The sequence below is a fragment of the Aliiroseovarius sediminilitoris genome (genome assembly GCF_900109955.1).
Classification (GTDB): domain Bacteria; phylum Pseudomonadota; class Alphaproteobacteria; order Rhodobacterales; family Rhodobacteraceae; genus Aliiroseovarius; species Aliiroseovarius sediminilitoris.
The window spans coordinates 2788646-2810529 of the sequence record NZ_FOJB01000001.1; the positions used below are offsets into that span (position 1 = coordinate 2788646).

At 59.3% G+C, this 21884-nt stretch carries 21 protein-coding genes; 11 read left to right on the forward strand and 10 right to left on the reverse strand.

Annotation, left to right across the window (positions count from 1 at the left end):
* Positions 1-58 precede the first annotated feature (58 nt).
* Positions 59-1579: a YifB family Mg chelatase-like AAA ATPase gene (locus BMY55_RS13745; protein WP_091432627.1), complete on the forward strand. Its 1521-nt coding sequence runs from the start codon at positions 59-61 to the stop codon at positions 1577-1579.
* On the opposite strand, the gene BMY55_RS13750 is transcribed toward BMY55_RS13745, so the two are convergent.
* Genes BMY55_RS13750 through rsmI form a run of 4 tightly spaced genes read right to left on the reverse strand, consistent with a single transcriptional unit; the run spans position 1539 to position 4677 of the window.
* A complete protein-coding gene (locus tag BMY55_RS13750; protein ID WP_091431462.1) occupies positions 1539-2471 on the reverse strand; it encodes an alpha/beta hydrolase in 933 nt (310 codons plus the stop codon). The two genes, BMY55_RS13745 and BMY55_RS13750, sit on opposite strands and share 41 nt — an antisense overlap.
* On the reverse strand, positions 2468-3409 hold the full coding sequence (gshB, locus tag BMY55_RS13755) for a glutathione synthase (RefSeq protein WP_091431464.1): 942 nt from the start codon (positions 3407-3409) through the stop codon (positions 2468-2470). The genes BMY55_RS13750 and gshB overlap by 4 nt, the downstream gene beginning before the upstream one ends.
* A 60-nt stretch (positions 3410-3469) precedes the next feature.
* On the reverse strand, positions 3470-3823 hold the full coding sequence (locus BMY55_RS13760) for a YraN family protein (RefSeq protein WP_091431465.1): 354 nt from the start codon (positions 3821-3823) through the stop codon (positions 3470-3472).
* On the reverse strand, positions 3820-4677 hold the full coding sequence (rsmI, locus tag BMY55_RS13765) for a 16S rRNA (cytidine(1402)-2'-O)-methyltransferase (RefSeq protein WP_091431467.1): 858 nt from the start codon (positions 4675-4677) through the stop codon (positions 3820-3822). The genes BMY55_RS13760 and rsmI overlap by 4 nt, the downstream gene beginning before the upstream one ends.
* A gap of 81 nt (positions 4678-4758) precedes the next feature.
* Between rsmI and BMY55_RS13770 the strand changes: the two genes are divergently transcribed.
* The 3 genes from BMY55_RS13770 to murJ are packed head-to-tail and all read left to right on the forward strand — an operon-like array spanning position 4759 to position 10239.
* The gene (locus BMY55_RS13770) at positions 4759-5931 is read left to right on the forward strand and encodes a penicillin-binding protein activator (protein WP_091432630.1); all 1173 of its coding nucleotides are present in this window, start codon (positions 4759-4761) and stop codon (positions 5929-5931) included.
* Positions 5918-8701, forward strand: coding sequence for a [protein-PII] uridylyltransferase (locus BMY55_RS13775; protein ID WP_177179353.1), 2784 nt, complete (start codon positions 5918-5920; stop codon positions 8699-8701). Before BMY55_RS13770 ends, BMY55_RS13775 begins: the two co-directional genes overlap by 14 nt.
* A complete protein-coding gene (gene murJ / locus BMY55_RS13780) occupies positions 8701-10239 on the forward strand; it encodes a murein biosynthesis integral membrane protein MurJ (RefSeq protein WP_091431470.1) in 1539 nt (512 codons plus the stop codon). The genes BMY55_RS13775 and murJ overlap by 1 nt, the downstream gene beginning before the upstream one ends.
* Before the next feature lie 5 nt (positions 10240-10244).
* Here the strand turns inward: murJ and BMY55_RS13785 are convergent, their stop codons facing one another.
* Positions 10245-10931, reverse strand: coding sequence for a rhomboid family intramembrane serine protease (locus BMY55_RS13785; RefSeq protein WP_091432632.1), 687 nt, complete (start codon positions 10929-10931; stop codon positions 10245-10247).
* Positions 10932-11030: 99 nt separating this feature from the next.
* On the opposite strand from BMY55_RS13785, the gene trpS reads away from it, so the two are divergent.
* The 4 genes from trpS (at position 11031) to BMY55_RS13805 (ending at position 14144) form a co-directional block, all read left to right on the forward strand.
* Positions 11031-12056 carry a tryptophan--tRNA ligase gene (trpS, locus tag BMY55_RS13790; RefSeq protein ID WP_091431472.1) on the forward strand — a complete coding sequence of 342 codons (1026 nt, stop codon included), beginning with the start codon at positions 11031-11033 and terminating at the stop codon, positions 12054-12056.
* Between the two features lie 120 nt (positions 12057-12176).
* On the forward strand, positions 12177-12812 hold the full coding sequence (locus tag BMY55_RS13795) for a CDGSH iron-sulfur domain-containing protein (protein ID WP_091431474.1): 636 nt from the start codon (positions 12177-12179) through the stop codon (positions 12810-12812).
* Positions 12813-12885: 73 nt separating this feature from the next.
* Positions 12886-13452, forward strand: a complete 567-nt coding sequence (locus BMY55_RS13800; protein ID WP_245744746.1) for a hemerythrin domain-containing protein — start codon at positions 12886-12888, stop codon at positions 13450-13452.
* 50 nt (positions 13453-13502) lie between these two features.
* Complete coding sequence (locus tag BMY55_RS13805; RefSeq protein ID WP_091431477.1) at positions 13503-14144, forward strand: TIGR02453 family protein; 642 nt, start codon at positions 13503-13505, stop codon at positions 14142-14144.
* A 13-nt stretch (positions 14145-14157) separates the two neighbouring features.
* Here the strand turns inward: BMY55_RS13805 and hisG are convergent, their stop codons facing one another.
* Genes hisG through hisS form a run of 3 tightly spaced genes read right to left on the reverse strand, consistent with a single transcriptional unit; the run spans position 14158 to position 17424 of the window.
* A complete protein-coding gene (gene hisG, locus BMY55_RS13810) occupies positions 14158-14856 on the reverse strand; it encodes an ATP phosphoribosyltransferase (protein ID WP_091431479.1) in 699 nt (232 codons plus the stop codon).
* The gene (locus BMY55_RS13815) at positions 14853-15956 is read right to left on the reverse strand and encodes an ATP phosphoribosyltransferase regulatory subunit (protein ID WP_091432635.1); all 1104 of its coding nucleotides are present in this window, start codon (positions 15954-15956) and stop codon (positions 14853-14855) included. The genes hisG and BMY55_RS13815 overlap by 4 nt, the downstream gene beginning before the upstream one ends.
* Positions 15949-17424, reverse strand: coding sequence for a histidine--tRNA ligase (gene hisS, locus BMY55_RS13820; RefSeq protein ID WP_091431481.1), 1476 nt, complete (start codon positions 17422-17424; stop codon positions 15949-15951). Before hisS ends, BMY55_RS13815 begins: the two co-directional genes overlap by 8 nt.
* Positions 17425-17571: 147 nt before the next feature.
* Here hisS and BMY55_RS13825 point away from each other — a divergent pair, with 147 nt between their 5' ends.
* Positions 17572-17766 carry a SlyX family protein gene (locus tag BMY55_RS13825; RefSeq protein WP_091432637.1) on the forward strand — a complete coding sequence of 65 codons (195 nt, stop codon included), beginning with the start codon at positions 17572-17574 and terminating at the stop codon, positions 17764-17766.
* A gap of 102 nt (positions 17767-17868) precedes the next feature.
* Here the strand turns inward: BMY55_RS13825 and argF are convergent, their stop codons facing one another.
* Positions 17869-18795: an ornithine carbamoyltransferase gene (gene argF / locus BMY55_RS13830; RefSeq protein ID WP_091431482.1), complete on the reverse strand. Its 927-nt coding sequence runs from the start codon at positions 18793-18795 to the stop codon at positions 17869-17871.
* On the reverse strand, positions 18792-19976 hold the full coding sequence (locus BMY55_RS13835) for an aspartate aminotransferase family protein (protein ID WP_091431484.1): 1185 nt from the start codon (positions 19974-19976) through the stop codon (positions 18792-18794). The genes argF and BMY55_RS13835 overlap by 4 nt, the downstream gene beginning before the upstream one ends.
* Positions 19977-20210: 234 nt before the next feature.
* On the opposite strand from BMY55_RS13835, the gene BMY55_RS13840 reads away from it, so the two are divergent.
* Positions 20211-21098, forward strand: a complete 888-nt coding sequence (locus BMY55_RS13840; RefSeq protein ID WP_091431485.1) for a DMT family transporter — start codon at positions 20211-20213, stop codon at positions 21096-21098.
* 109 nt (positions 21099-21207) lie between these two features.
* Positions 21208-21780, forward strand: coding sequence for a GcrA family cell cycle regulator (locus BMY55_RS13845; RefSeq protein WP_091431487.1), 573 nt, complete (start codon positions 21208-21210; stop codon positions 21778-21780).
* Positions 21781-21884: the final 104 nt, after the last annotated feature.

A 21884-nucleotide genomic window follows, 5' to 3' on the forward strand; every position in this document is an offset into this window, starting at 1 on the left:
TTAACCATTCAGTAACCACGACCCCATATTCTGCGATCTACACAATATGGGGTCGGTGATGGTCGCTCGGATAAACACGGTCGCGTTCGAAGGGATTCGCGCCCGATTGGTCGAGGTGCAATGCGCCCTGTCTCCGGGATTGCCAAGTTTCTCGATCGTCGGCTTGCCGGACAAAGCGGTTTCCGAAGCCCGCGAACGGGTGCGTGCCGCCCTGTCTGCCATGTCGGTCGCCCTGCCCCCGCGCAAGATCGTTATCAACCTGTCGCCCGCCGACATCCCGAAAGAAGGGTCACATTTTGACCTTCCCATCGCTATGGCGTTGTTGGCCGAGGCGGGCATTCTGGCGCGGGAAGACATCGCAGACGTGGTAGCACTTGGCGAACTGGCGCTGGACGGAACCCTGCTGCCGGTTGTCGGTGCCCTGCCCGCCGCTTTGGCGGCCGCTGAAAAGGACATGTCGATGTTTTGTCCCAGGGATTGTGGCGCAGAGGCCGCGTGGATCGGCGCGACCAAAGTGCACGCAGCAACCTCGCTTGCCGCCGTCTTGCAACATTTCACCGGCCAGTCACCGCTTGCCGTCGCCGAGCCTGGCAAGGTCACGATCGAGACGACCATCAAAGACCTGCGCGATGTGAAAGGGCAGGAACGCGCCAAACGCGCCTTGGAAATCGCGGCGGCCGGGCGCCATCACTTGCTTCTGGTTGGCCCTCCCGGATCGGGAAAATCCATGCTGGCAGCACGATTGCCGGGAATATTGCCGCCCATGTCCCCCGCCGAGGCGCTTGAAACATCCATGATTCACTCGGTCTCTGGCCTGCTGGAGGGGGGTGGCATTTCGCAAGACCGGCCTTATCGCGCGCCCCATCACACAGCGTCGATGGCAGCGATTGTCGGCGGCGGACGCGGCGCTAAACCCGGCGAGATCAGCTTGGCCCATAACGGTGTTCTGTTCATGGATGAGTTTCCAGAGTTCAGCCGACAAGTGCTGGAAACCCTTCGCCAACCGTTGGAAACCGGCGATGTCACTGTCGCGCGCGCAAATGCGCATGTGCGCTATCCCAGTCGTTTTCTGCTGATCGCGGCTGCAAACCCATGCAAATGCGGCCATCTGACGGACCCCAACCGGGCCTGCAATCGTGCCCCTTTATGTGGTGACGATTACATGCAGCGGATATCCGGTCCGCTGTTGGATCGGTTCGACATGCGGGTCGAGGTGCCGCCGGTGACGTTTCAGGATCTCGACCTGCCCGCGAATGGTGAGCCGTCGCAAACGGTTGCACAGCGTGTAATGGTCGCCCGCGCCATTCAGGCTGATCGCTATGTGGGGCTAAATGGTGTGACGACCAATGCCGATATCGAAGGAAAGACCCTGACCGAATATGCCAGCCCGGATCAGGACGGGCGCGATACGCTGCTGAAGGCGTCCGAGCGGTTCGGCCTGTCCGCTCGCGGCTATCATCGGGTCTTGCGGGTTGCGCGCACCATCGCCGATCTGGCGGGCGCACCAGATGTCACCCGAAAACACGTGGCCGAGGCGCTTAGCTTTCGCCTTGTGTCCCATCGGGAAACTGTCGGTTGATGAAACTGGCCGCGCGTTGCAACGCAACGCGCGCTTCTGGCACCCACCCATCCAGTATGACCCATACATGTGGCGCGTCCGGCCATTCGTCCAGTTCGACCTGACCACCCGCATCTCGCAACCGCTGAGCCATCCGCAGACTTTCATCACGCAGGATTTCGGTTGTCGAGAACTGGAGGAAAGCTGGAGGTGGTGTCTTGAAGTCATGCAGAACCGGCGACGCGCGTTCGTCATCCGCGGGCTGTTCGCCAAGATAGTTTTCGACCACCAGATCGCGTCGTTCAGACGGTAAAAGCGGGTCTTTCGTTTTGTTGCTTTCGAACGAAGGCGAGGTGAACCGCAAATCCACAATCGGTGAAAAGGCAAAAACGGCACGCGGCGCGGGCAGCCGCCCGTCGATCTGGGCAAGCAGCGAAAAGGTCAGCCCGCCTCCTGCGCTGTCCCCGCCGATGATGATGTTTCGCGGCGCGTAGCCATTCGCGATCAATGCTTCATAGGTTGTGACACAATCGTCGAGCGCCGCCGGAAACGGATGTTCAGGTGCCTTGCGATAATCCGGAACGCAAATCCGCAGGCCGGTCAACCACGACAACCTTGCCAGCATTTTTCGATGGGTTTGCGGTGATCCCGCAACAAAGCCGCCGCCATGCAAATATAGAATGACCCTATCATTTGGCGCGGGGTGCGAAGCCGGGCGGGTTTCGATCCATAAAGCCTTGAGCGAGTTGCCCAACAGGGCGTCGCGATACCAAGCAAACGGTGGTGCATGAAACATCCAGTCCGCCACAAGCTCTAGTTCACGCCGGGCTGGGCTGATGTCTTTCAAGTGTCGCAGGCGGGTTTTGACAAACAGACGCCCGCAAAGCTTGGCCGCTGTCAGTTGCCAGCTCACGCCCGGCGTGCCTCGATCGCCTGCCAGATTTTTTCGGCAATGTTCACACCGTCAAACCGCTCCAGTTCCTGAATGCCGGTCGGCGAGGTCACGTTGATTTCGGTCAGGTAGTCGCCGATCACGTCGATCCCGACGAATATCTGCCCTTTTTCGCGTAAGAGCGGTCCAATTGCAGCGCAAATCTCCAGGTCGCGTTCCGTCAGCCCGATCTTTTCAGGACGACCGCCCACATGCATGTTGGATCGGGTTTCGCCGGCGGCGGGCACACGGTTGATCGCGCCGAGTGGCTCACCGTCCACAAGGATGATGCGCTTGTCGCCATTTGACACGTCGGGCAGGAATTTCTGCGCAATCAACGGCTCGCGGTTGATACCCGCAAACAGCTCGTGCAGAGAGGCAAGGTTGCGGTCATTGGCGTCCAGCCGAAAGACCCCGGCCCCGCCATTTCCGTAAAGCGGTTTCAGGATGATGTCGCCATGCTTGGCTTTGAACGATTTCAACGTCGCGAAATCGCGCGCGATCATCGTCGGGGGCGTCAGGTCCGGGAACGCCAACACCAGCAGTTTTTCGGGATAGTTTCGCACCCAAAACGGATCGTTCACGACCAATGTGTCGGGGTGGATCATGTCCAGAATATGAGTGGTGGTGATGTAGCTCATGTCAAATGGCGGATCCTGCCGCAGCCAAACGACGTCGAAATCTTTCAGATCAACATCTGTTTGTTCGCCCAGGGAGAAGTGATTTCCGTTCTCGCGGCGCACGGTCAAAGACCAGCCGCGGGCGCAAACCTTGCCTTCGCGATAGCTCAGATGATCGGGCGTGTAGTAGAACAGCGAATGCCCACGCACCTGTGCCTCTTCCGCAATCCGAAACGTGCTGTCCGCATCAATGTCAACATGATTGATCGGATCCATTTGAATGGCGACTTTCAGCGACATGGCGCACTCCTGTTTTTGCTTCCCTTAAATGGGACAGCAGGCGCCAATGCGCAATGGGCTTCAATAGGCCAATGCGTTTTCGATGATTTCGGTCGCGCCTTGAGCATTGACCAGGGCAACGTCGAAGCGGCACGGCGTCATCTGGCCCTTCGGTTCGTTTTCAAGGTATTCGCAGGCCGTGGCATGTATGCGCTCAAGCTGTGCGGACGTGATCCTTTCAGCCGCGCGCAAGAAGTCGCGGGATTTCTTGACCTCGACAAATACCACCGTATCGCCATCGCGGGCGATCAGGTCAACCTCGCCATAAGTGCCACGCCAACGGCGCGCTTCCACCTTCTGCCCCCTGCGAAGGTAATCAGCCGCAACCGTTTCCTCGGCGGTCTGCCCGGACAGGTAGGAGACAAGACCGCTCATTCCTGACGTCCAAGCTCAAGCGCCGCCTGATAGACTTTGCGACGGGGCAGACCCAGTGCTTGTGCGACCGCATTGACGGCATCTTTCATCGACATATCTTCCATGGCCTTGGTCAACAAATCTTCCATCGCCCCTTCGTCTTGCACGTCGCCGGGCCGGTCGAGAACAATTACGACTTCACCCTTGATCGGTTTCTCGGTCAGCATCTCCGCGAGTTCGGCCACGGTGCCACGCTTCACCTCTTCAAACTTCTTGGTCAGTTCACGACACACCGCCGCTTGACGCATCTCCGCTCCAGACGAACACAATTCAGCTAACAATTTCTGAATTCGTTTGGCGCTTTCAAAGATGACAAGCGTGGTTGGCAAGGGCAACAACTCGGCAAGCCATGTTGCCCGCGCCCCTTTGGCCGCTGGCGGAAACCCGGCAAACAGAAATCGGTCTGTAGGCAACCCTGACAGGCTGAGCGCCGCAAGCGTTGCAGAAGCACCTGGAAGGGCAGTGACATAATACCCACCGTCGGACATTTCACGCGCAAGCGCATACCCGGGATCGGCAATCAGTGGGCTGCCCGCTTCACTGGCATACGCGACGGATTTGCCCGCAGCGATCAGCTTCACGATGCCCGCCCGTGCGGCGTCCCCGGAATGGTCGTGATAGGGAATGAGCTTGCGCCCATTCAGTGCGATGCCATGAATATCCATCAGCTTGCGCGTCGTGCGGGTATCTTCAGCCGCGATCACATCAGCCGACGCCAGAACGTCCAAGGCCCTCAGCGTGATGTCGCGCGCGTTGCCGATGGGGGTCGCCACAAGATAGAGGCCCGGATCAAGCTGGGTGTTTTGGGGTTTCACACTGGACCTGTCGATTGTTGAGTCTATGATATGCCCGTCTGCATCGGCAGTTCGATGCCGTGCTTGGGAAAGGATTTTGGTATGTTCTCTGTTTTCGTCCGCACCCGCAAGGCGATCGGCTTGCTGCTTGCCACTTTAGGGCTGTCCGCGCTTGCCGCATGTGGCGTCCCCAGTCCTCAGGCCGGACAGAACATCAATCCCGGAAAGCCTGTGCCGGTGGCCCTTCTGGTGCCCGGCGGGTCTGGATCGGCCAATGATGCGAACCTTGCTGCATCACTTGAGAACGCCGCCCGCATGGCGATGGCAGAACTGTCTGGGGTCGAAATCGACCTGCGGGTTTACAACACGGGTGGAAGCCCGAATCAAGCGGGCGCAATGGCGACCAAAGCTGTGAACGACGGTGCAAAAATCATTCTGGGACCGGTCTTTGCCCAAAGTGCAAACGCTGCCGGTGTGGCAGTGTCACGGCGCAATGTGAATGTGTTGAGTTTCTCGAACAATACCGACATTGCCGGCGGCAACGTCTTTGTTCTGGGCAACACGTTCGAAAACGTCGCAAACCGCCTGGTGCGCTATGCTGCGCGCAGTGGCAAAGGCCGCATCATGGTCCTGCACGGCAATGATCCGGCCGAGGTTCAGGGCAGCAACGCCATCCGCGCAGCGATTGCGAATTCAAGCGCGACGCTCGCCGGGACTGCATCGTTCGATTTGACGCAAAATGGTATCATAAACGCGATGCCTGCGATTAGTTCAAAAGTCAAAAGTTCGGGCGCTCAGTCGGTATTCTTTACATCCGGCACGTCAGGCGCGTTGCCGTTCCTTGCCGGTCTTTTGCCGGAAAATGGCGTCGACCCGACCACCACCCAATTCATCGGGTTGCAACGCTGGGATATCCCGTCAAACGCGCTGGCCCTGCCCGGCGTTCAGGGCGGATGGTTCGCCCTGCCCGACCCCGGATTGTCCAGCCGTTTTGCCAGCCGCTATCAGGCTCGATATGGCGCAGCACCGCACCCGATTGCCGGTCTTGCCTATGACGGCATCGCGGCCATCGGCGCGCTTGCGAAATCTGGTCGTGCAAATGCTTTGACAACGACCGCATTGACGCAATCGCAAGGGTTTGTAGGCGTTAACGGCATCTTCCGCCTGCGCCCCAACGGCACGAACGAGCGCGGGTTGGCGGTCGCTCAGGTTCGAAACAATCAGGTCGTCGTGATCGATCCTGCACCCAGAAGCTTCGGCGGTGCCGGGTTCTGAGCCAAACCGGGACGCATTCCCCCCGGTCCCCGATCTGATCTGTCCGTCGCGCGACATCTTTGATGGTGACGCGCTGTGGGCGGAATTGCAGCCCATATTCGAGGGCGCGCCTGACGCGGCAACGGTGCGAAATGCCACGGTGTCGTTGTTGCGCAATGCAATGAAGTCGGGCCGCACTGCCATTGCCTCTGCGCTGGCCGAACACCCGTTGGAGGCCTATCCGGCCATCGCCTCTTATGCCTTTCTGACGGATGGGATTGTCTCTCTCATATACCGGGTGGCCATTGAACGTTTGCATCCGCTTGCCAACCCCACCGCCTCGGAACGTATCGCGCTTTTGGCTGTGGGTGGCTATGGTCGGGCCGAAATGGCGCCCCAGTCCGATGTCGATCTGTTGTTCCTGACGCCGTACAAGATCACCCCTTGGGCCGAAAGCGTCATCGAAAGCATGCTGTATATGCTGTGGGATCTGCGGCTGAAAGTTGGCCATGCGTCTCGGACGATCGACGATTGCCTGCGTCTTGGCCATGATGATTTCACGATCCGCACCGCATTGCTGGAACAGCGTCACATCTGCGGAGATGCTGAACTGGCCCAGAAACTTGCCGATCAGCTTTGGAAGAAGCTGTTCAAGAACACGCTGGCCGAGTTCATCGAAGCCAAACTTGCCGAACGCGATGCCCGGCATGAAAAGCAGGGTGATCAGCGGTTTATGGTCGAACCCAATGTGAAGGAGGGCAAGGGCGGGTTGCGCGATCTGCAAACCCTGTTTTGGGTCGCCAAATACCAGCACCGAGTGAAGAAACCGCAGGACCTCGTCTTGAAAGGCGTGTTCACCGAAGATGAATACGAAACCTTCCGCGAAGCCGAGGAATTCCTTTGGGCTGTCCGCTGCCAGTTGCACCTTGTGACCAATCGACCTTCTGACCAACTGACATTCGATCTTCAGGTCGAGGTTGCGGATCGTCTTGGGTTCAAGGATACCGAAGGGCGGCGGGGGGTCGAACATTTCATGCAGGCCTATTTTCTTCACGCCACCCAGGTCGGCGACCTGACGCGCATCGTTCTGAGCGCGCTGGAAGCTGCGCAATTGAAAGAGGCTCCGGCGCTCTTGCGGCTGTTCAAGCGCCGCAAGCGCCTGAAACCGGGGTATAAAGAGAAGCACGGCCGTCTTGACGTGGTCAGTGACACCGCTTTCCTGTCCGACAAGTTGAACCTGCTTCGCCTGTTCGAAGAAGGCCTGCGCACCGGCATGCTGATCCACCCGGACGCCATGCGTCTGGTGTCCGCCAATCTTGATCTGATCGACGACGATATGCGCAACGACAAGGAAGCCAACCGGATTTTCCTTGGTCTTCTGTTGAAACACGGCAACCCGGAACGTGCGCTGCGCCGGATGAACGAGGTGGGCGTCTTGGCTGCCTTCATCCCCGAGTTCGAGCCGATCGTGGCGATGATGCAGTTCAACATGTACCACTCCTATACGGTGGATGAGCACACAATTCAGGTGATTTCGAACTTCGCGCAGATCGAACGGCGCGAGTTGGGGGACCAGCTTCCGATCTCGACCGAGATCCTGAATAGAGGCATCAACCGCAAAGTGCTTATGGTGGCAATGCTGCTGCATGATATCGGAAAAGGGCGACCGCAGGACCACTCCATTCTTGGCGCACAAATCGCCCGCAAAGTGGCCCCCCGACTTGGATTGAACGCCAAGGATAGCGCCACTGTTGAATGGCTTGTCCGCTATCACCTGCTGATGTCGGACATGGCGCAGAAACGCGACATTGCCGATCCACGCACGGTGCGGGATTTCGCAAAAGCTGTGAAAACCATGCGGCGGCTGGAGCTTCTGACAGTGCTGACAGTCTGTGACATACGCGGTGTGGGTCCGAACACTTGGAACAATTGGAAAGCCACACTGATCCGCACGCTTTACAACCAGACGCAACGCGCGTTGGAAGAGGGGATGGAGGATCTGAACCGCGCCACCCGCGGCACCGAGGCCAAACGCGCCCTGCGTCAGGAGTTGTCCGACTGGACCGCCAAAGACCTGCGGGCCGAGACCGCACGCCACTATGACAGTTATTGGCAGGGGCTGCATGTCACCGCGCACAAGGTCTTTGCCAAGCTCTTGCGTGACATCAAGGATGACGAAGTGCGGATCGACATCTACGAAGATGAAGAACGCGATGTGACACGTGTCTATTTCGCGCTCGCGGATCATCCGGGCATCTTCTCGCGCATCGCAGGTGCCTTGACGGCAGTGCGGGCCAATATCGTGGATGCGCGGACCTATACCTCGAAAGACGGGTATGCGACAGCCTGTTTCTGGGTGCAGGATTCAGACGGTCATCCGTTTGACGTGGCGCGCAAGGAACGCATTGAAAAGATGCTTCACCGCCTGCTCAGGGGCGAGGTCATCGCGACCGAGGCCAACGCCAACAGTGACAAGCTGAAAAAGCGCGAGCGTGTGTTCAAGGTGCCCACGCATATTACTTTCGACAATGACGGATCCGAGATTTATACCATCATAGAGGTCGATACACGCGACCGCCCCGGCCTGCTGCATGACCTGACAAGGACACTGGCGAATGCGAATATCTATATTGCGTCGGCCGTGATCGCCACCTATGGCGAACAGGTGGTGGATTCCTTCTACGTCAAGGACATGTTCGGATTGAAAATCATGGCCGAGCACAAGAAATTGCAGCTTGAAGCCAAACTGCGGCAGGCGATCGAGCAATCGGCCGAAAGGGCTACGGCGTAATGGCTTCCAGACTGGCGCGAGGCTTCATGACCGTGGGCGGCTGGACGATGGCCAGCCGCATCCTTGGCTTCGTGCGTGACATCATGATCGGCGCGTTTCTGGGATCATCGGCGGTTGCCGAGGCGTTTCTGATCGCGTTTTCCCTGCCCAACATGTTCCGTCGGTTCTTTGCCGAAGGCACATTGAACGTCGCTTTCGTTCCGATGTTTTCCAAGAAGCACGAGGGCGGCGAAGGCGCGAAGGAGTTCGCGCGCGACGCCATGTCCGGTCTGGCCTTCATTCTGGTGATTTTCACTATAATCGCGCAAATCTTCATGCCCGCGCTGGTCTATGCCATGGCGTCCGGCTTTGCCGATGACAGCAGGTTCGACCTTGCCGTCACCTATGGGCGCATCGCATTTCCATATATCCTGTTCATATCAATGGCGGCTTTGCTATCCGGCGTGCTTAACGCCACAGGCCGGTTCATGGCCGCAGCGGCGGCGCCGGTGCTTCTGAACGTGATTTTCATCGTGGCGATGTTTATCGCTGACAGCTTTGGCTATGACATCGGCAATGCCTTGGCCTGGACCGTTCCGGTTGCAGGTATTGCGCAAGTCGTGCTGGTCTGGGTGGCGGCAAGTCGGGCAGGCTATCGCCTTGTGCCGCGCAGGCCACACATGACGCCAGAGTTGAAACGCCTCTTCATCATCGCCGCCCCCGCCGCGCTTGCAGGTGGCGTGACGCAGATTAACCTGCTGGTGGGTCGTCAGGTGGCCAGCTTCTTCGACGGGGCGGTGGCGTGGCTTTACTATGCCGACCGGCTTTATCAACTGCCGCTGGGCGTCGTCGGCATCGCCATCGGGATCGTTCTGCTGCCCGAGTTGTCGCGCAACCTGCGGTCCGGGGACAATCTGGCTGGCCGCAATGCTCTGAGCCGTGCTGGCGAGTTGTCGCTGGCCCTGACCTTTCCGGCTGCGGTTGCCTTGATGGTGGTCCCGACCCAACTGATCGAAGTGCTGTTCCAGCGCGGTGCGTTTACGTCGGATGACACCGCGTCGACCGCTCTGGCCACGGCCATTTACGGGGCTGGGCTGCCCGCCTTCGTGCTGCAAAAGGTGCTGGCATCGGTCTATTTCGCGCGCGAAAACACCCGCACGCCGTTTCACTTTGCCATCGTCGGGATGATCGTCAATCTGGTGGTCGCTGTCGGGCTAAGTTATTGGATCGGCTTCATCGCTGCCGCCATCGGAACAACTGTAGCGGGCTGGGCGATCACGGGCCTGACATGGATCGGCGCGGCCCGGATGGGAGACGACACCAGGTTTGACGCGCGCTTCTGGCGACGCTTCTGGCGGCTGGCGGCGGCCAGTTGGACCATGGGTGCGGTGCTGTGGGTTCTGGTGCTCGTCATGGGCCCAATGTTCGGCATTCCCGGCCTGAAGATCGTGGCGCTTGTCATCCTGGTCGTTGGCGGGATCGTCACCTATGGTTGCCTGGGGCAACTGTTTGGTGCCTTCCGCCTGTCCGAGGTCAAAGGCGCTCTGCGCCGGGGCTGATATGCCTACCGCCTGCGCAACCGGGTCAGCACGTTTGACCACCCGCCGGGGCTGACGAGAAAAGACAGGCCAAAGCCAGTGACGAACCCTGCAATCTCTGACACCCAATTCAGACCTGCGCCAAACAGCAGCCCGAAAATCAACTGTAATCCCATCAAAAACGCGATGATACGGAAGGCGGAAAGCTGGTTTCCTCCGGTCGCGGCAAGATTGGTCCACAAAATGAACGTATAGGCCCCGATCAGCCCATAAACAGCGGGAAATCCGCCAAACAGAACTACCGGTGTGTCCCATACCATCCAATAGGCCAACGCCCCGCCGATCGAGGCACCGAAATACACCACCAGAAACGCGAGAGAAGAAAACACTTCGCCCACCATCTTGCCCAGCGCCAGTAAAAATACGAGCACAAACAGAAGGTGAGTGAAGCTCAGGTGTAGAAACGGATAGGTGAAAAACCGAGCAAGATCCGGCAGCGGAAAGCGCCCGTTTTCCACCATCCAGGCAAACAGGGGCTCGCGAAAGCCCCATTCCTCGATCATCGTGATGCGCCAGCCTGCGGCCTGTGGCCCACCAATGAAGCCTCGGCTGCCCGCAGCAAACACCAGTTCGATCCCGATCAGGAACACCGCCAACGCGATCACCACCGGCGGCAAAGGGTTCACGGGGCTTTCTTCGCGATAACTGCTCATAACTGGCTCTCCTTGGCCACTTCCATGCGGGCCTTTCTTGACGGCCTTTGCCCACATGGGTAAGCGACGGGAGGTAAGAAATCCAGACGGAGTGAAAACATGACCAATCACACGCCACGCGTCTTCTCAGGCGTCAAGCCTTCGGGCGGGCTGCAATTGGGCAACTACCTTGGTGCCATCAAGCGATTTGTGGACATGCAAGGGCAGGATTACGAGGCCATTTTTTGCGTCGTCGACCTGCACGCGATCACCGTCTGGCAAGACCCGAAAGAGCTGAAGGATGCCACCCGGGAAGTGACCGCGGGCTATCTGGCATCAGGGATCGACCCGGCGCAATCTGTTCTTTTCAACCAAAGTCAGGTGCCCGCGCACGCCGAACTTGCATGGCTGTTCAACTGCGTTGCGCGCGTGGGCTGGATGAACCGCATGACACAGTTCAAGGACAAGGCTGGCAAGAACGCCGAGAAGGTGTCGCTGGGCCTGTACGCCTATCCTGCGCTGATGGCTGCCGACATTCTTCTGTATCACGCAACCCATGTGCCTGTGGGCGAGGATCAGAAGCAGCATGTCGAACTGACGCGCGACATTGCCGCCAAATTCAACCATGATTATGGGGCCGAAGGCTTTTTCCCCCTGCCCGAACCGATTATCGAAGGGCCGGCAACGCGCGTGATGAACCTGCGCGACGGATCAAAGAAGATGTCCAAGTCCGGTGAAAGCGACATGGAGCGGATCAACATGACCGATGACGCCGACACGATTGCCAAGAAGTTCAAGAAGGCGCGCACCGATCCGGAACCTTTGCCAGATACGCTTGAAGGTCTCAAGGGTCGCCCCGAGGCGCGCAACCTCGTGGATATCTATGCTGGACTGTCCGAAACCACGCCCGAAGCGGTCATTACCGAGTTTGCAGGGGCCGGCTGGGGCACGTTCAAGCCTGCCCTGGCCGATCTGGCTGTCGCAAAGCTGGGGCCAATTTCAGAAGAGATGGCGCGGCTGATGAATGACAAGGCCGAGATCGACCGCGTTCTGGCGCAGGGGGCTGAACGCGCCGAAGCCATCGCCCAGCCAATCCTGGATCAAACCTATGACATCATGGGGTTTCTGCGGTCGCGCCGGGGGTAAACGCGGGCGGCATCCACACTTGAAGGGCGCTGAACCACCTGCGCCCTTTCGCGTTCATGCCCTTTGGTGATCCGCGCAATTTCGGCTAGGCTGAAGGTTGACAGTCAAAGGGAGCGCGCGATGAAACGGAAAGAATATACTGGTCAAGACATCACCGTAAGTTTCGATCTTGGGCGTTGCATCCATTCGCGAAATTGCTTTCTGCAATTACCCAAGGTGTTTGACCCGGGCAATCGCCCATGGGTGCAGCCCGACCAAGCCGCCGCGGAAGAGGTCGCAGCGGTGATCCGCGCGTGCCCGTCTGGCGCATTGGCCTATCGGCGTGGTTATGGGCGGGACGAACAACCGCCGCAGATCAACCGTCTGGCGATCCTTGAAAACGGGCCGTTGGTTCTGGCGGGCGACATCTCGGTCGAGGGTGGCGAAACGCAAACACGTGTGGCCCTGTGCCGCTGCGGGCAATCGAAGAATAAACCCTATTGCGACAACAGCCACGTGGACGCGGGCTTCGCCACAACCGGTGAACCTGCACCAAAGACCCCGCCGGAAAAGGACGGGCAAGGGGGCGCAGTGAAGGTTGACAGGCAACCGGACGGTCCCCTGAAAATCGACGGGAATGTCGAGATGTGCACCGGAACCGGCAAGCGCATTGCCAAGCTGGGCATGGCATATCTGTGCCGCTGCGGACAATCGAAGAACAAGCCGTTCTGCGATGGCAGCCACAAGCAGGCTGGTTTCAAGGACACGCCGGGGTGACAAACTGGGATGACAAGCCGGGCAACTGACTGCGGGGCTTGAATTGTTATATCATAACACTATCTGTTCCTGCATGACACATATGCCAACCATAAGACAAAAGGCGCTCCCCGAAGACATGCGCCTGTTGCTTCGGGATTACCCACGCGAGGCGTGGCAGGATGACCCGAATTTCGCCGCGTCCATTCAGAACTGGATGGGGGCACATGTCATGTTTGGACAACTGGCCGAGTTGATCCGCCTGAACACAGAAGGGTATCTGGACAAACAGATCGCACCGGAAGATCACGCGCGGCGCCTGTCGCAATATGGGAACCTGCTGGTGCGCAACCTGCATGGGCACCACCATTGGGAAGATCGCAAGTTCTTTCCAGAGCTATCCGCTGCCGACGCACGCTTCGACCACGGGCTGGACACGCTGGAGGCTGACCATGTCGTGCTGGACGATCTGCTGGATCGGTTCACCCGGCAAGCCAACCGGGTGGTGACACTGACCCAGATGGATGAATCACAAGCGCGCGAAGAAGCCCAACCGGTGCACGATATGACAGAAGTGCTTGAAGGTTTCCTGTCGCGCCATTTGACAGATGAAGAGGATTTGGTCGTGCCGATCCTGCTGCATCACAAATTGCGCGGGTAACACAGGTGTCTGCGTCCGCTGGCGCAGACACCCAATACGGAAGGAATGACATGTTCACGAAGGAGACCCTGGCCTTTCTAGGCGATCTCAAGGCCAACAACACTCGCGACTGGTTCACCGAAAACAAAGCACGCTATACCTTGCATGTGAAGGACGCGGCCAAAGTCTTCTGCGATGACCTCGCCTCACGGCTGGCGGCACGATATGGCACCGATGTCACCGCGAAGATGTTTCGTATCCACCGCGATCTGCGGTTTTCCAAGGACAAAACGCCCTTTAACGCCCATGTGCATATCGGGTTCGGCGACGCCGCGACGGGGGCGGCGTGGATGTTTGGCCTGCATCCCGATGAACTCAAGATCGGTTATGGCCTGTTTGCCTTTGACAAACAGCGGCTGGCACTATGGCGCGACGTTGTGGCAGGATCGGCGGGCGACAAGCTGACGGATCTGCTGGAAGATGCACGCCAAAACGGGCTGCGAATCCCGGAACCGGAGCTCAAACGCGTGCCATCCCCCTACCCTGCTGATCACCCCAACGCCACATTGCTGCGTCACAAGGGTCTCGCCGTTTGGCAGGACGCTTTTCATCTGGATCACGCCTTGGGTCACGACGCAGGGACCAGGATCGCCGACGCATTACGAGCCTTCGACCCACTGCGCAACTGGATGGTGGAACACCTGCCAGCCTGACGGCGCTCGATCTCTAGCGCTCAATACCCAGCTTCCGGCACAGTTTTGCCAGCGTTGCACGATCCACATCAGACCAATCGGCCTTGCGCGATTTGAACAAGGTGGCCTGGCTTTTGTGAACCGGTCCTCCCGACAGGATCTTCAGGTGGTTGGCCCGCAATGTCTCGCCGGTCGACGTGATGTCGGCCACCGCTTCGGCGGTTTCGTTCTTCACGGTGCCTTCGGTTGCGCCCTGACTGTCGACCAGTTGGTAATCGGCCACACCGTGATCGCGTAGATGATCACGGATCAAACGGTGATATTTGGTGGCAATCCGCAGACGAAATCCGTGCTTGGCACGGAAGGCCGCAGCCACCGCGTCCAGATCGTCCAGCGTGTTCACATCAACCCAGCATTTCGGCACGGCTATGATCAGATCGGCATGACCGAACCCCATCGGTGCAAGCTCGATCACTTTCTCATCCCACGCGCCCAGCTTTTCGCGCACGAGGTCGGACCCGGTGACGCCCAGATGAATGCGCCCCGCCGCCAACTCCCGCGGAACTTCACCGGCAGACAGAAGCACCAATTCGACGCCATCTATCCCACCAACGGCGGCTGCATATTCGCGATCGGACCCGGTGCGCGACAGCTCGATCCCTGCCGCCCCGAACCAATCAAAGGTCTTTTCCATCAACCGACCCTTCGAGGGTACGCCCAGCTTCACGGTCATTGCCCCGCCTCGCCTGTCAGGTCCAGCGTCAATTCGGGGCGGATCACGCCACCAACCGCCGGTATGTCACGCGCATCACCATTCTGGTTGCCCAACACACGCGTCAACGCATCATAGCGCCCGCCGGTCGCAACGGGGGGCAGATCGGGCCGAGCCTCGGCATAGAAACCAAAGACAAACCCATCGTAATACTCCATCGAGGTGCGGCCATAGCTGACTTCGAAATCGAGCGTTGCGACATCAACACCGCGCCGCGTCAAAGCCTCGGCACGCATTTCAAGACGGTCAACCGCCTGCGCAATCGCAGGCATGTCCACGGCGAGATCGCGCAGATGTTCCAATACATTGGCCGTCGTTTCACGCAATCCCAGCAAGTCATCCAGCAGCTCGACTTCTTGCGCCGAAATGGGTGGAGCGGCGGCATCTTCGCGCAGGGCCGCAATCCGCTCGGCAATCTCGGCACGCGAGCGTAATCCGATCTGCGGCGTCTTGCAGTTCATCGGCTCGGTCTGCGCCAAAAGCGCATCACGCCCTTCCGGCAAAGGCGCCCGCCCGGAGAACCGATCCAGCAAGGCACGGAAGCGGCGGGGACGCCAGATGTGGCGCAGAAGGGCGGCCTTGCGACGCTCGGTCGTGCTCAGCCCGCGAACGGCGGCCAGCAGCAACCCCATGTCCCCGGTTGCGGCGCGCAGGTTCAGTGGTTCAAGAATCTCTTTCAGCAGCGCAAAAACCTCGGCATCCGCTTCAATCGGGGCGGCACGGTCAAAAACCTCATACCCCACCTGAAAATACTCGGACGCGCGATGCTTGGATTCGTCCTGTGCGCGAAACACCTCGCCCATATAGGCATAGCGCGCAGGTTCCGCCCCATCCGCCATGTGCATCTGCACCACAGGCACGGTGAAATCCGGGCGCAACATCGTCTCACCCAGATCAGGATCGTGGGTCACGAAGGCGCGCGCGCGTATGTCCTCGCCATAAAGGTCAAGAAGGGTCTCGGCGGGTTGCAGGATATCAGTTTCGACGACGCTTGCGCCGTGATTTTCGAAGAATTGCAGAAACCGCGCGGCCTCGATGCGGACGCGTGCCTTGTCAGCCATCATAACCCTCGACGATTTCGCGCACCTTGGCGACCATATCGGCGCGGTCGCATTCGAACTGGCTGGGGCGTTCTTTCCATTCCTCAAGCGTTGCGTTCTCGGCTATTTTTGCGCCCAACACCAAATCCTTGATTTGCACTTTTCCGGCTTCGAACTCGTCAGACCCCGCGATAATCGCGACGGGCGACCCTCGCTTATCTGCATATTTCAACTGATTGCCGAAATTCTTCGGATTGCCCAAATAGACCTCGGCCCGGATACCCGCTTGCCTCAACTCGCCTACCATCTCCTGATACTCAGCAAGCCGGGATTTATCCATCACGGTCACGACAACGGGACCAACGGTCTCGCCATCCATCCGCCCCTTGGCGCGCAAGGCCGCCAACAGGCGATCCACACCAATCGACACGCCCGTCGCGGGCACGGCCTGACCAGTGAAACGCCTGACCAGATCGTCATATCGACCACCCCCGGCCACCGATCCGAACTGACGCGGGCGTCCCTTTTCGTCAAGGATTTCGAAAGTCAGTTCAGCCTCAAAGACCGGACCCGTGTAATAGCCAAGACCACGCACGACCGAGGGGTCGATAACGATGCGGTCGGGGCCGTAGCCTTGGGCGGCCAACAGAGTTGCGATCTCGTTCAACTCGGTCACGCCTTCGGCGCCAATGGCGCTATCGCCCACGGCAGCGCGCAGGTTGGCCAGTGTCTTGTCCGCAGTTTTGCCTTTCGAGGTCAGGAACGCCAACACGGGTTGTGCCTGTTCCTCCGACAGCCCGACCCCATCGATATACGCGCCCGAAGCATCCAGACGACCGTTGCCCAGAAGCTCGCGCACCCCGGCCTCACCAACTTTGTCAAACTTGTCGATGGTGCGCAGAACAGCATCGCGGGTGGGGCCTTCGTCAACGCCCATCACCTCCAATACACCATTCAAAACCTTGCGATTGTTCACCCGCACGACATAGTCGCCGCGTGGGATGCCGACGGTCTCCAACGTATCCGCCAGCAGCGCGCAAATCTCGGCATCCGCCGCCATGGAGGCCGTGCCAACCGTATCCGCATCACACTGATAAAACTGACGAAACCGCCCCGGACCGGGCTTTTCGTTGCGCCATACCGGCCCCATCGCATAACGGCGATACGGGGTGGGCAGATCGTTGCGATGCTGTGCATAAACGCGGGCCAAGGGCGCGGTCAGATCATAGCGCAGCGCGAGCCAACTGTCGTCGTCGTCTTGCCACGCGAACACACCCTCGTTCGGGCGATCCACATCCGGCAGGAACTTGCCCAGCGCCTCGACCGTTTCCACCGCCGAGCTTTCCAGCGCATCGAAGCCATAGCGATGATAAACCGCCGCGATCTGGTCGAGCATCCGTTTCCGCTCGTCCACCTCTGCGCCGAAATAGTCGCGAAACCCCTTGGGCGTGATCGCCTTGGGGCGGGGCTGTTTTTTCTGCTTGGCCATGACTGGTCCCGGTTCAATATGTATCGCGGGCGGTCTAGCGGATGGGGGCGTCAGGGGCAAGGAAAGCCTGTCATTCGCGCTTGTGTAAAAAACCGCTGGGTCTTGCGGCAAAGCCACGCTATCACGCCCCCCATGACACACGATCGCCTGACCCAATTGGAAGAAAGCATCGCCCACCTGTCCCGCCAGGTTGAGGAGTTGAACGAGGTTGTCACGCGGCAGGATACCGAATTGTCAAAGATGACCCACCGCGTTCGTATGTTGATGCAACGCGAAGCCGAGCGGGAACAGGCCAATTCCGGTGGCGTGGTCTTGGGCGACGAACGCCCACCGCATTACTGACGCCCGGTTTTCATGACCCAGGGTATTCACCGTGTCGCATTGGTCAACATCTGACACCGACGAAAGCACAGGCAAAGCCCCTGATCGCACTCGAAATCAAAGCTAGGCGCCCATACACCAGCGCATGACCGCTTTCTGCGCGTGAAGCCGGTTCTCGGCCTCGTCAAAGATCACCGATTGCGGGCCGTCCATGACCGCATTGGTCACTTCTTCCTCGCGGTGGGCCGGCAGGCAATGCATGAACAATGCATCCGGTTTGGCATGGGCCATCAGTGCATCGTTGATCTGGTAAGGGCGCAGCAGATTGTGGCGACGTTCCCGCGCCGAGGGCGCGTCGTGCATCGAAACCCATGTATCAGCCACGATCAGATCGGCCCCATCCACGGCCTGCACCGGATCGCGCACGATCTCGATATTGGCACCCTTGGCACGCGCCTCTTGCACAAACACCGTTTCGGGGTCCAACACCTCCGGTCCGGTGAAAGTCACGTCAAACCCAAACTGGCCCGCCGCATGCAGGAACGAGGCACAGACATTGTTGCCGTCCCCCGCCCAGACGACTTTCTTGCCCGCAATTGGCCCGCGATGTTCTTCGTAGGTCAGGATATCCGCCATGATCTGACAGGGGTGCGAACGGTTGGTCAGCCCGTTGATCACCGGCACATCGGCATATTCCGCCATCTCGAGCAGTGTCGCTTCTTCAAAGGTGCGGATCATGATCATGTCGACATAGCGGCTCAGCACGCGGGCAGTGTCGGCCACCGTCTCGCCGTGCCCCAACTGCATTTCCGAGCCGGACAGAACCATCGTCTGCCCACCCATTTGTCGCACACCCACATCGAAGCTGACGCGGGTCCGGGTCGAGGGCTTTTCAAAGATCAGCGCGACCATATGGTCTTTCAGCGGCTGTTCATCGTCCAAAGCCCCTTTGGGCTTGCCTGCGCGGGCTTGCTTGATGCGATGCGCCTCGGACATCATGCTGGTCAGATCGGCTTTGTCGGTTTTGTTGATATCAAGAAAATGCGTCATTGGGTCTGGCCCTCCACAGCCTTCGCAGCGGTTTCAAGGCGGGTGATGGCCTCGGCAATGTCTTCGTCTTCGATGGTCAGCGCGGGCAAGATGCGCAGCACGTTATCCGCCGCTGGCACGCACAGCACACCCGCGCCGTAACAGGCTGTCAGAACATCCGTATTGGGGGCTTTGCATTTCAACCCCAACATTAATCCTGTGCCGCGAACGGCGTCGAACACGTTTGGATGAGCTGCCACCAGTCCTTCCAGCTTTTGTCGCAGCAACCCCGCTTTGCGGTTCACTTCGTTCAAGAATTCCGGATCGGCAATGATGTCGACAACCCGCGCCCCGATCGCACAGGCCAGTGGGTTGCCGCCATAGGTGGATCCATGCGTGCCCGCGACCATGCCGCTGGCAGCGTCTTCTGTTGCCAGAACAGCGCCCAGAGGGAAGCCGCCACCGATACCCTTGGCCACCATCATGATGTCAGGCGTCACGCCGGAATATTCATGTGCAAACAACCGACCTGTCCGGCCCATGCCACACTGCACCTCGTCAAAAATCAAAAGCGCCCCAGCCTCGTCGCAGGCCACACGGATCGCGGTCAACTCGTCATCCGGCACCGGGCGAATACCGCCTTCACCCTGCACGGGTTCGATGATGACCGCGGCCACTTCCCCACCCGACAGTGCGTTGGTCAGCCCGTCCATATCGCCGAAGGGCAGATGGGTGAAGCCGGGCAGAAGCGGGCCGAAGCCCTTGGTCAGCTTTTCGCCCCCCGCGGCCGCAATCCCGGCGGACGACCGGCCATGGAACGAGCCTTCAAAACCAATGATGCGCGTCCGCTCTGGCTGCCCTTTGTCATACCAATGTTTGCGCGCCATTTTTACCGCAAGCTCACACGCTTCGGTGCCTGAATTGGTAAAGAACGCGGTATCCGCGAAGGTCAGATCCACCAACTTGTCTGCAAGTTTCTGCTGCTGCGGAATGGTATAGAGGTTCGACACATGCCACAGTTTTGCACCCTGCTCAGTCAGCGCCTCGACCAACGCCGGATGGGCATGGCCCAGCGCATTCACCGCGATCCCTGCGCCAAGATCCAGATATCGCTCGCCGCCTGCCGTCACAAGCCAGCTGCCTTGGCCATGCTCGAACGCAAGATCAACACGGTTATAGGTTGGAAGAAGCGACGGGATCATGTCGGTATCCTTTATTAAAGAAGCCTTTGGGTGCCGTATGGCGGGCCTCAAGTCAACAATTTCGGAAAGGGCCGCGTCATCGACGCGGGGAACAAACGGGGCAGGCGTCAGGCGCGGATGCGTCGGCGTCGGGTGTCAGCGATATGCGTGCGTTTGATCATGAGGCGGGCTTACGCCAAGGACACGCGGCTGTCCACCCTTTTCAGAACGCCGCCAAACCCTTAAGCGGGTTAAATGGAGACTCGCCCCACCCCGACCCACAACCCGTTGGCGGCAGCAGGTTTCATGCTGCTGGCATCGTCACTGATTGCTGGCACAACGCTGATGGCAAAGCTTGTCGGGCGTGATAGCTTGGGCGACCCTCTGCACCCCTTGCAAATCAGTCATGGACGGTTTCTGTTTGCGTTTCTGGCGATCAGCACGGTGGTCGCGCTCAAACGTCCGGCCCTGCGCAACGCGAATATCCCCTTGCACATCGCCCGATCTGTTGCGGGCTGGACCGGAATTTCCCTGATGTTTGCCGCGGTTGGCTTCATCCCGCTGGCCGACGCCACCGCGATCAGTTTTCTGAACCCGGTCTTCGCCATGGTGTTTGCCATCGTCTTGCTGGGGGAACAGGTGGGACCGTGGCGCTGGATCGCGGCTGCCATCGCGCTGATCGGGGCGGTCGTGCTGATCCGCCCGGGCGCGGACAGCTTTCATCCGGCCGCGTTTCTGGCACTGGCCGCCGCTATGGTCATGGGGTTGGAGATCACGCTGATCAAACGCCTGACCGGTCGGGAAGCCCCGCTGCAAATCCTGTGGATCAATAATGGCATCGGCCTGACGGTGGCAACCATGGCGGTGATCTGGGTCTGGGTGCCCCCCACACCCGCGCAATGGACGGCCCTTGCCGCCCTTGGGTTTATGATGGCATTGGCGCAAACCTGCTTTATCCAATCCATGAGGCGCGCCGATGCAAGCTTTGCCGTGCCGTTTTCCTATGCCACATTGGTTTTCGCTGGTCTGTATGATTTCGGCGTGTTTGGCGTCGTTCCCGTCCCCACCAGCCTGCTTGGGGCTGCGATCATCATCGCGGGCGGCGTGCTTCTGGTCTGGCGGGAAGGACGCAGGGCGGCCTGATGCCGCTTCTGTGCTTGTATCCCCCGGCACTATGACTAAAATAGCCGCTTGTGAATTCACTGGGCCGTTTGGGTAACTCCGCGTCCCGACCCCAAGAACGGGAAGAAATATGTCCTGGACCGACGAGCGCGTTGAAATCCTGAAAAAGATGTGGGGCGAGGGGCAATCCGCCTCGGTCATCGCAAAAGAACTTGGTGGCGTTACCCGCAATGCCGTGATCGGCAAGGTGCATCGCCTTGGCCTGTCGAACCGGTCCGGTGGTGGGTCGAAAGCACCTGCCAAGGAAAAGGCCGCACCAAAAACAGCGGCCAAGGCGAAGACCCCACCGAAAAAAGCGACCCCGAAGAAAGAGGCGGAGCCCGCCTCCAAGCCCGCTGCGGATATCAAACCCATCCCGGCGCGCAAACAGATCATCCCGGCAGGCCAACCCCTGCCGCCGCAACCTTCGGCGAATGAGATCAGCCCCGAGGCGCTGGCCTCGGTGCGCGAAGTCGAAAAGGGCGCGAAAAAACTGAACCTGATGGAGCTGACCGAGCGGACCTGCAAATGGCCCATCGGCGACCCCGCGACCGAGGATTTCTGGTTTTGCGGCCTGACTGTGCAACAGGGCAAACCCTATTGCGAGGCGCATGTGGGCGTAGCGTTCCAGCCGATGTCCTCGCGCCGCGACCGCAAACGGTAAGCCGGGTTCAATACCTTTTCTTAAGCGCGCCTAACCCGGCGCGCTTTTTGTTGCATGGCGACACGGCGCGGTAGTGCTTTCCAAGTTCCGCCATGCAAGCTATA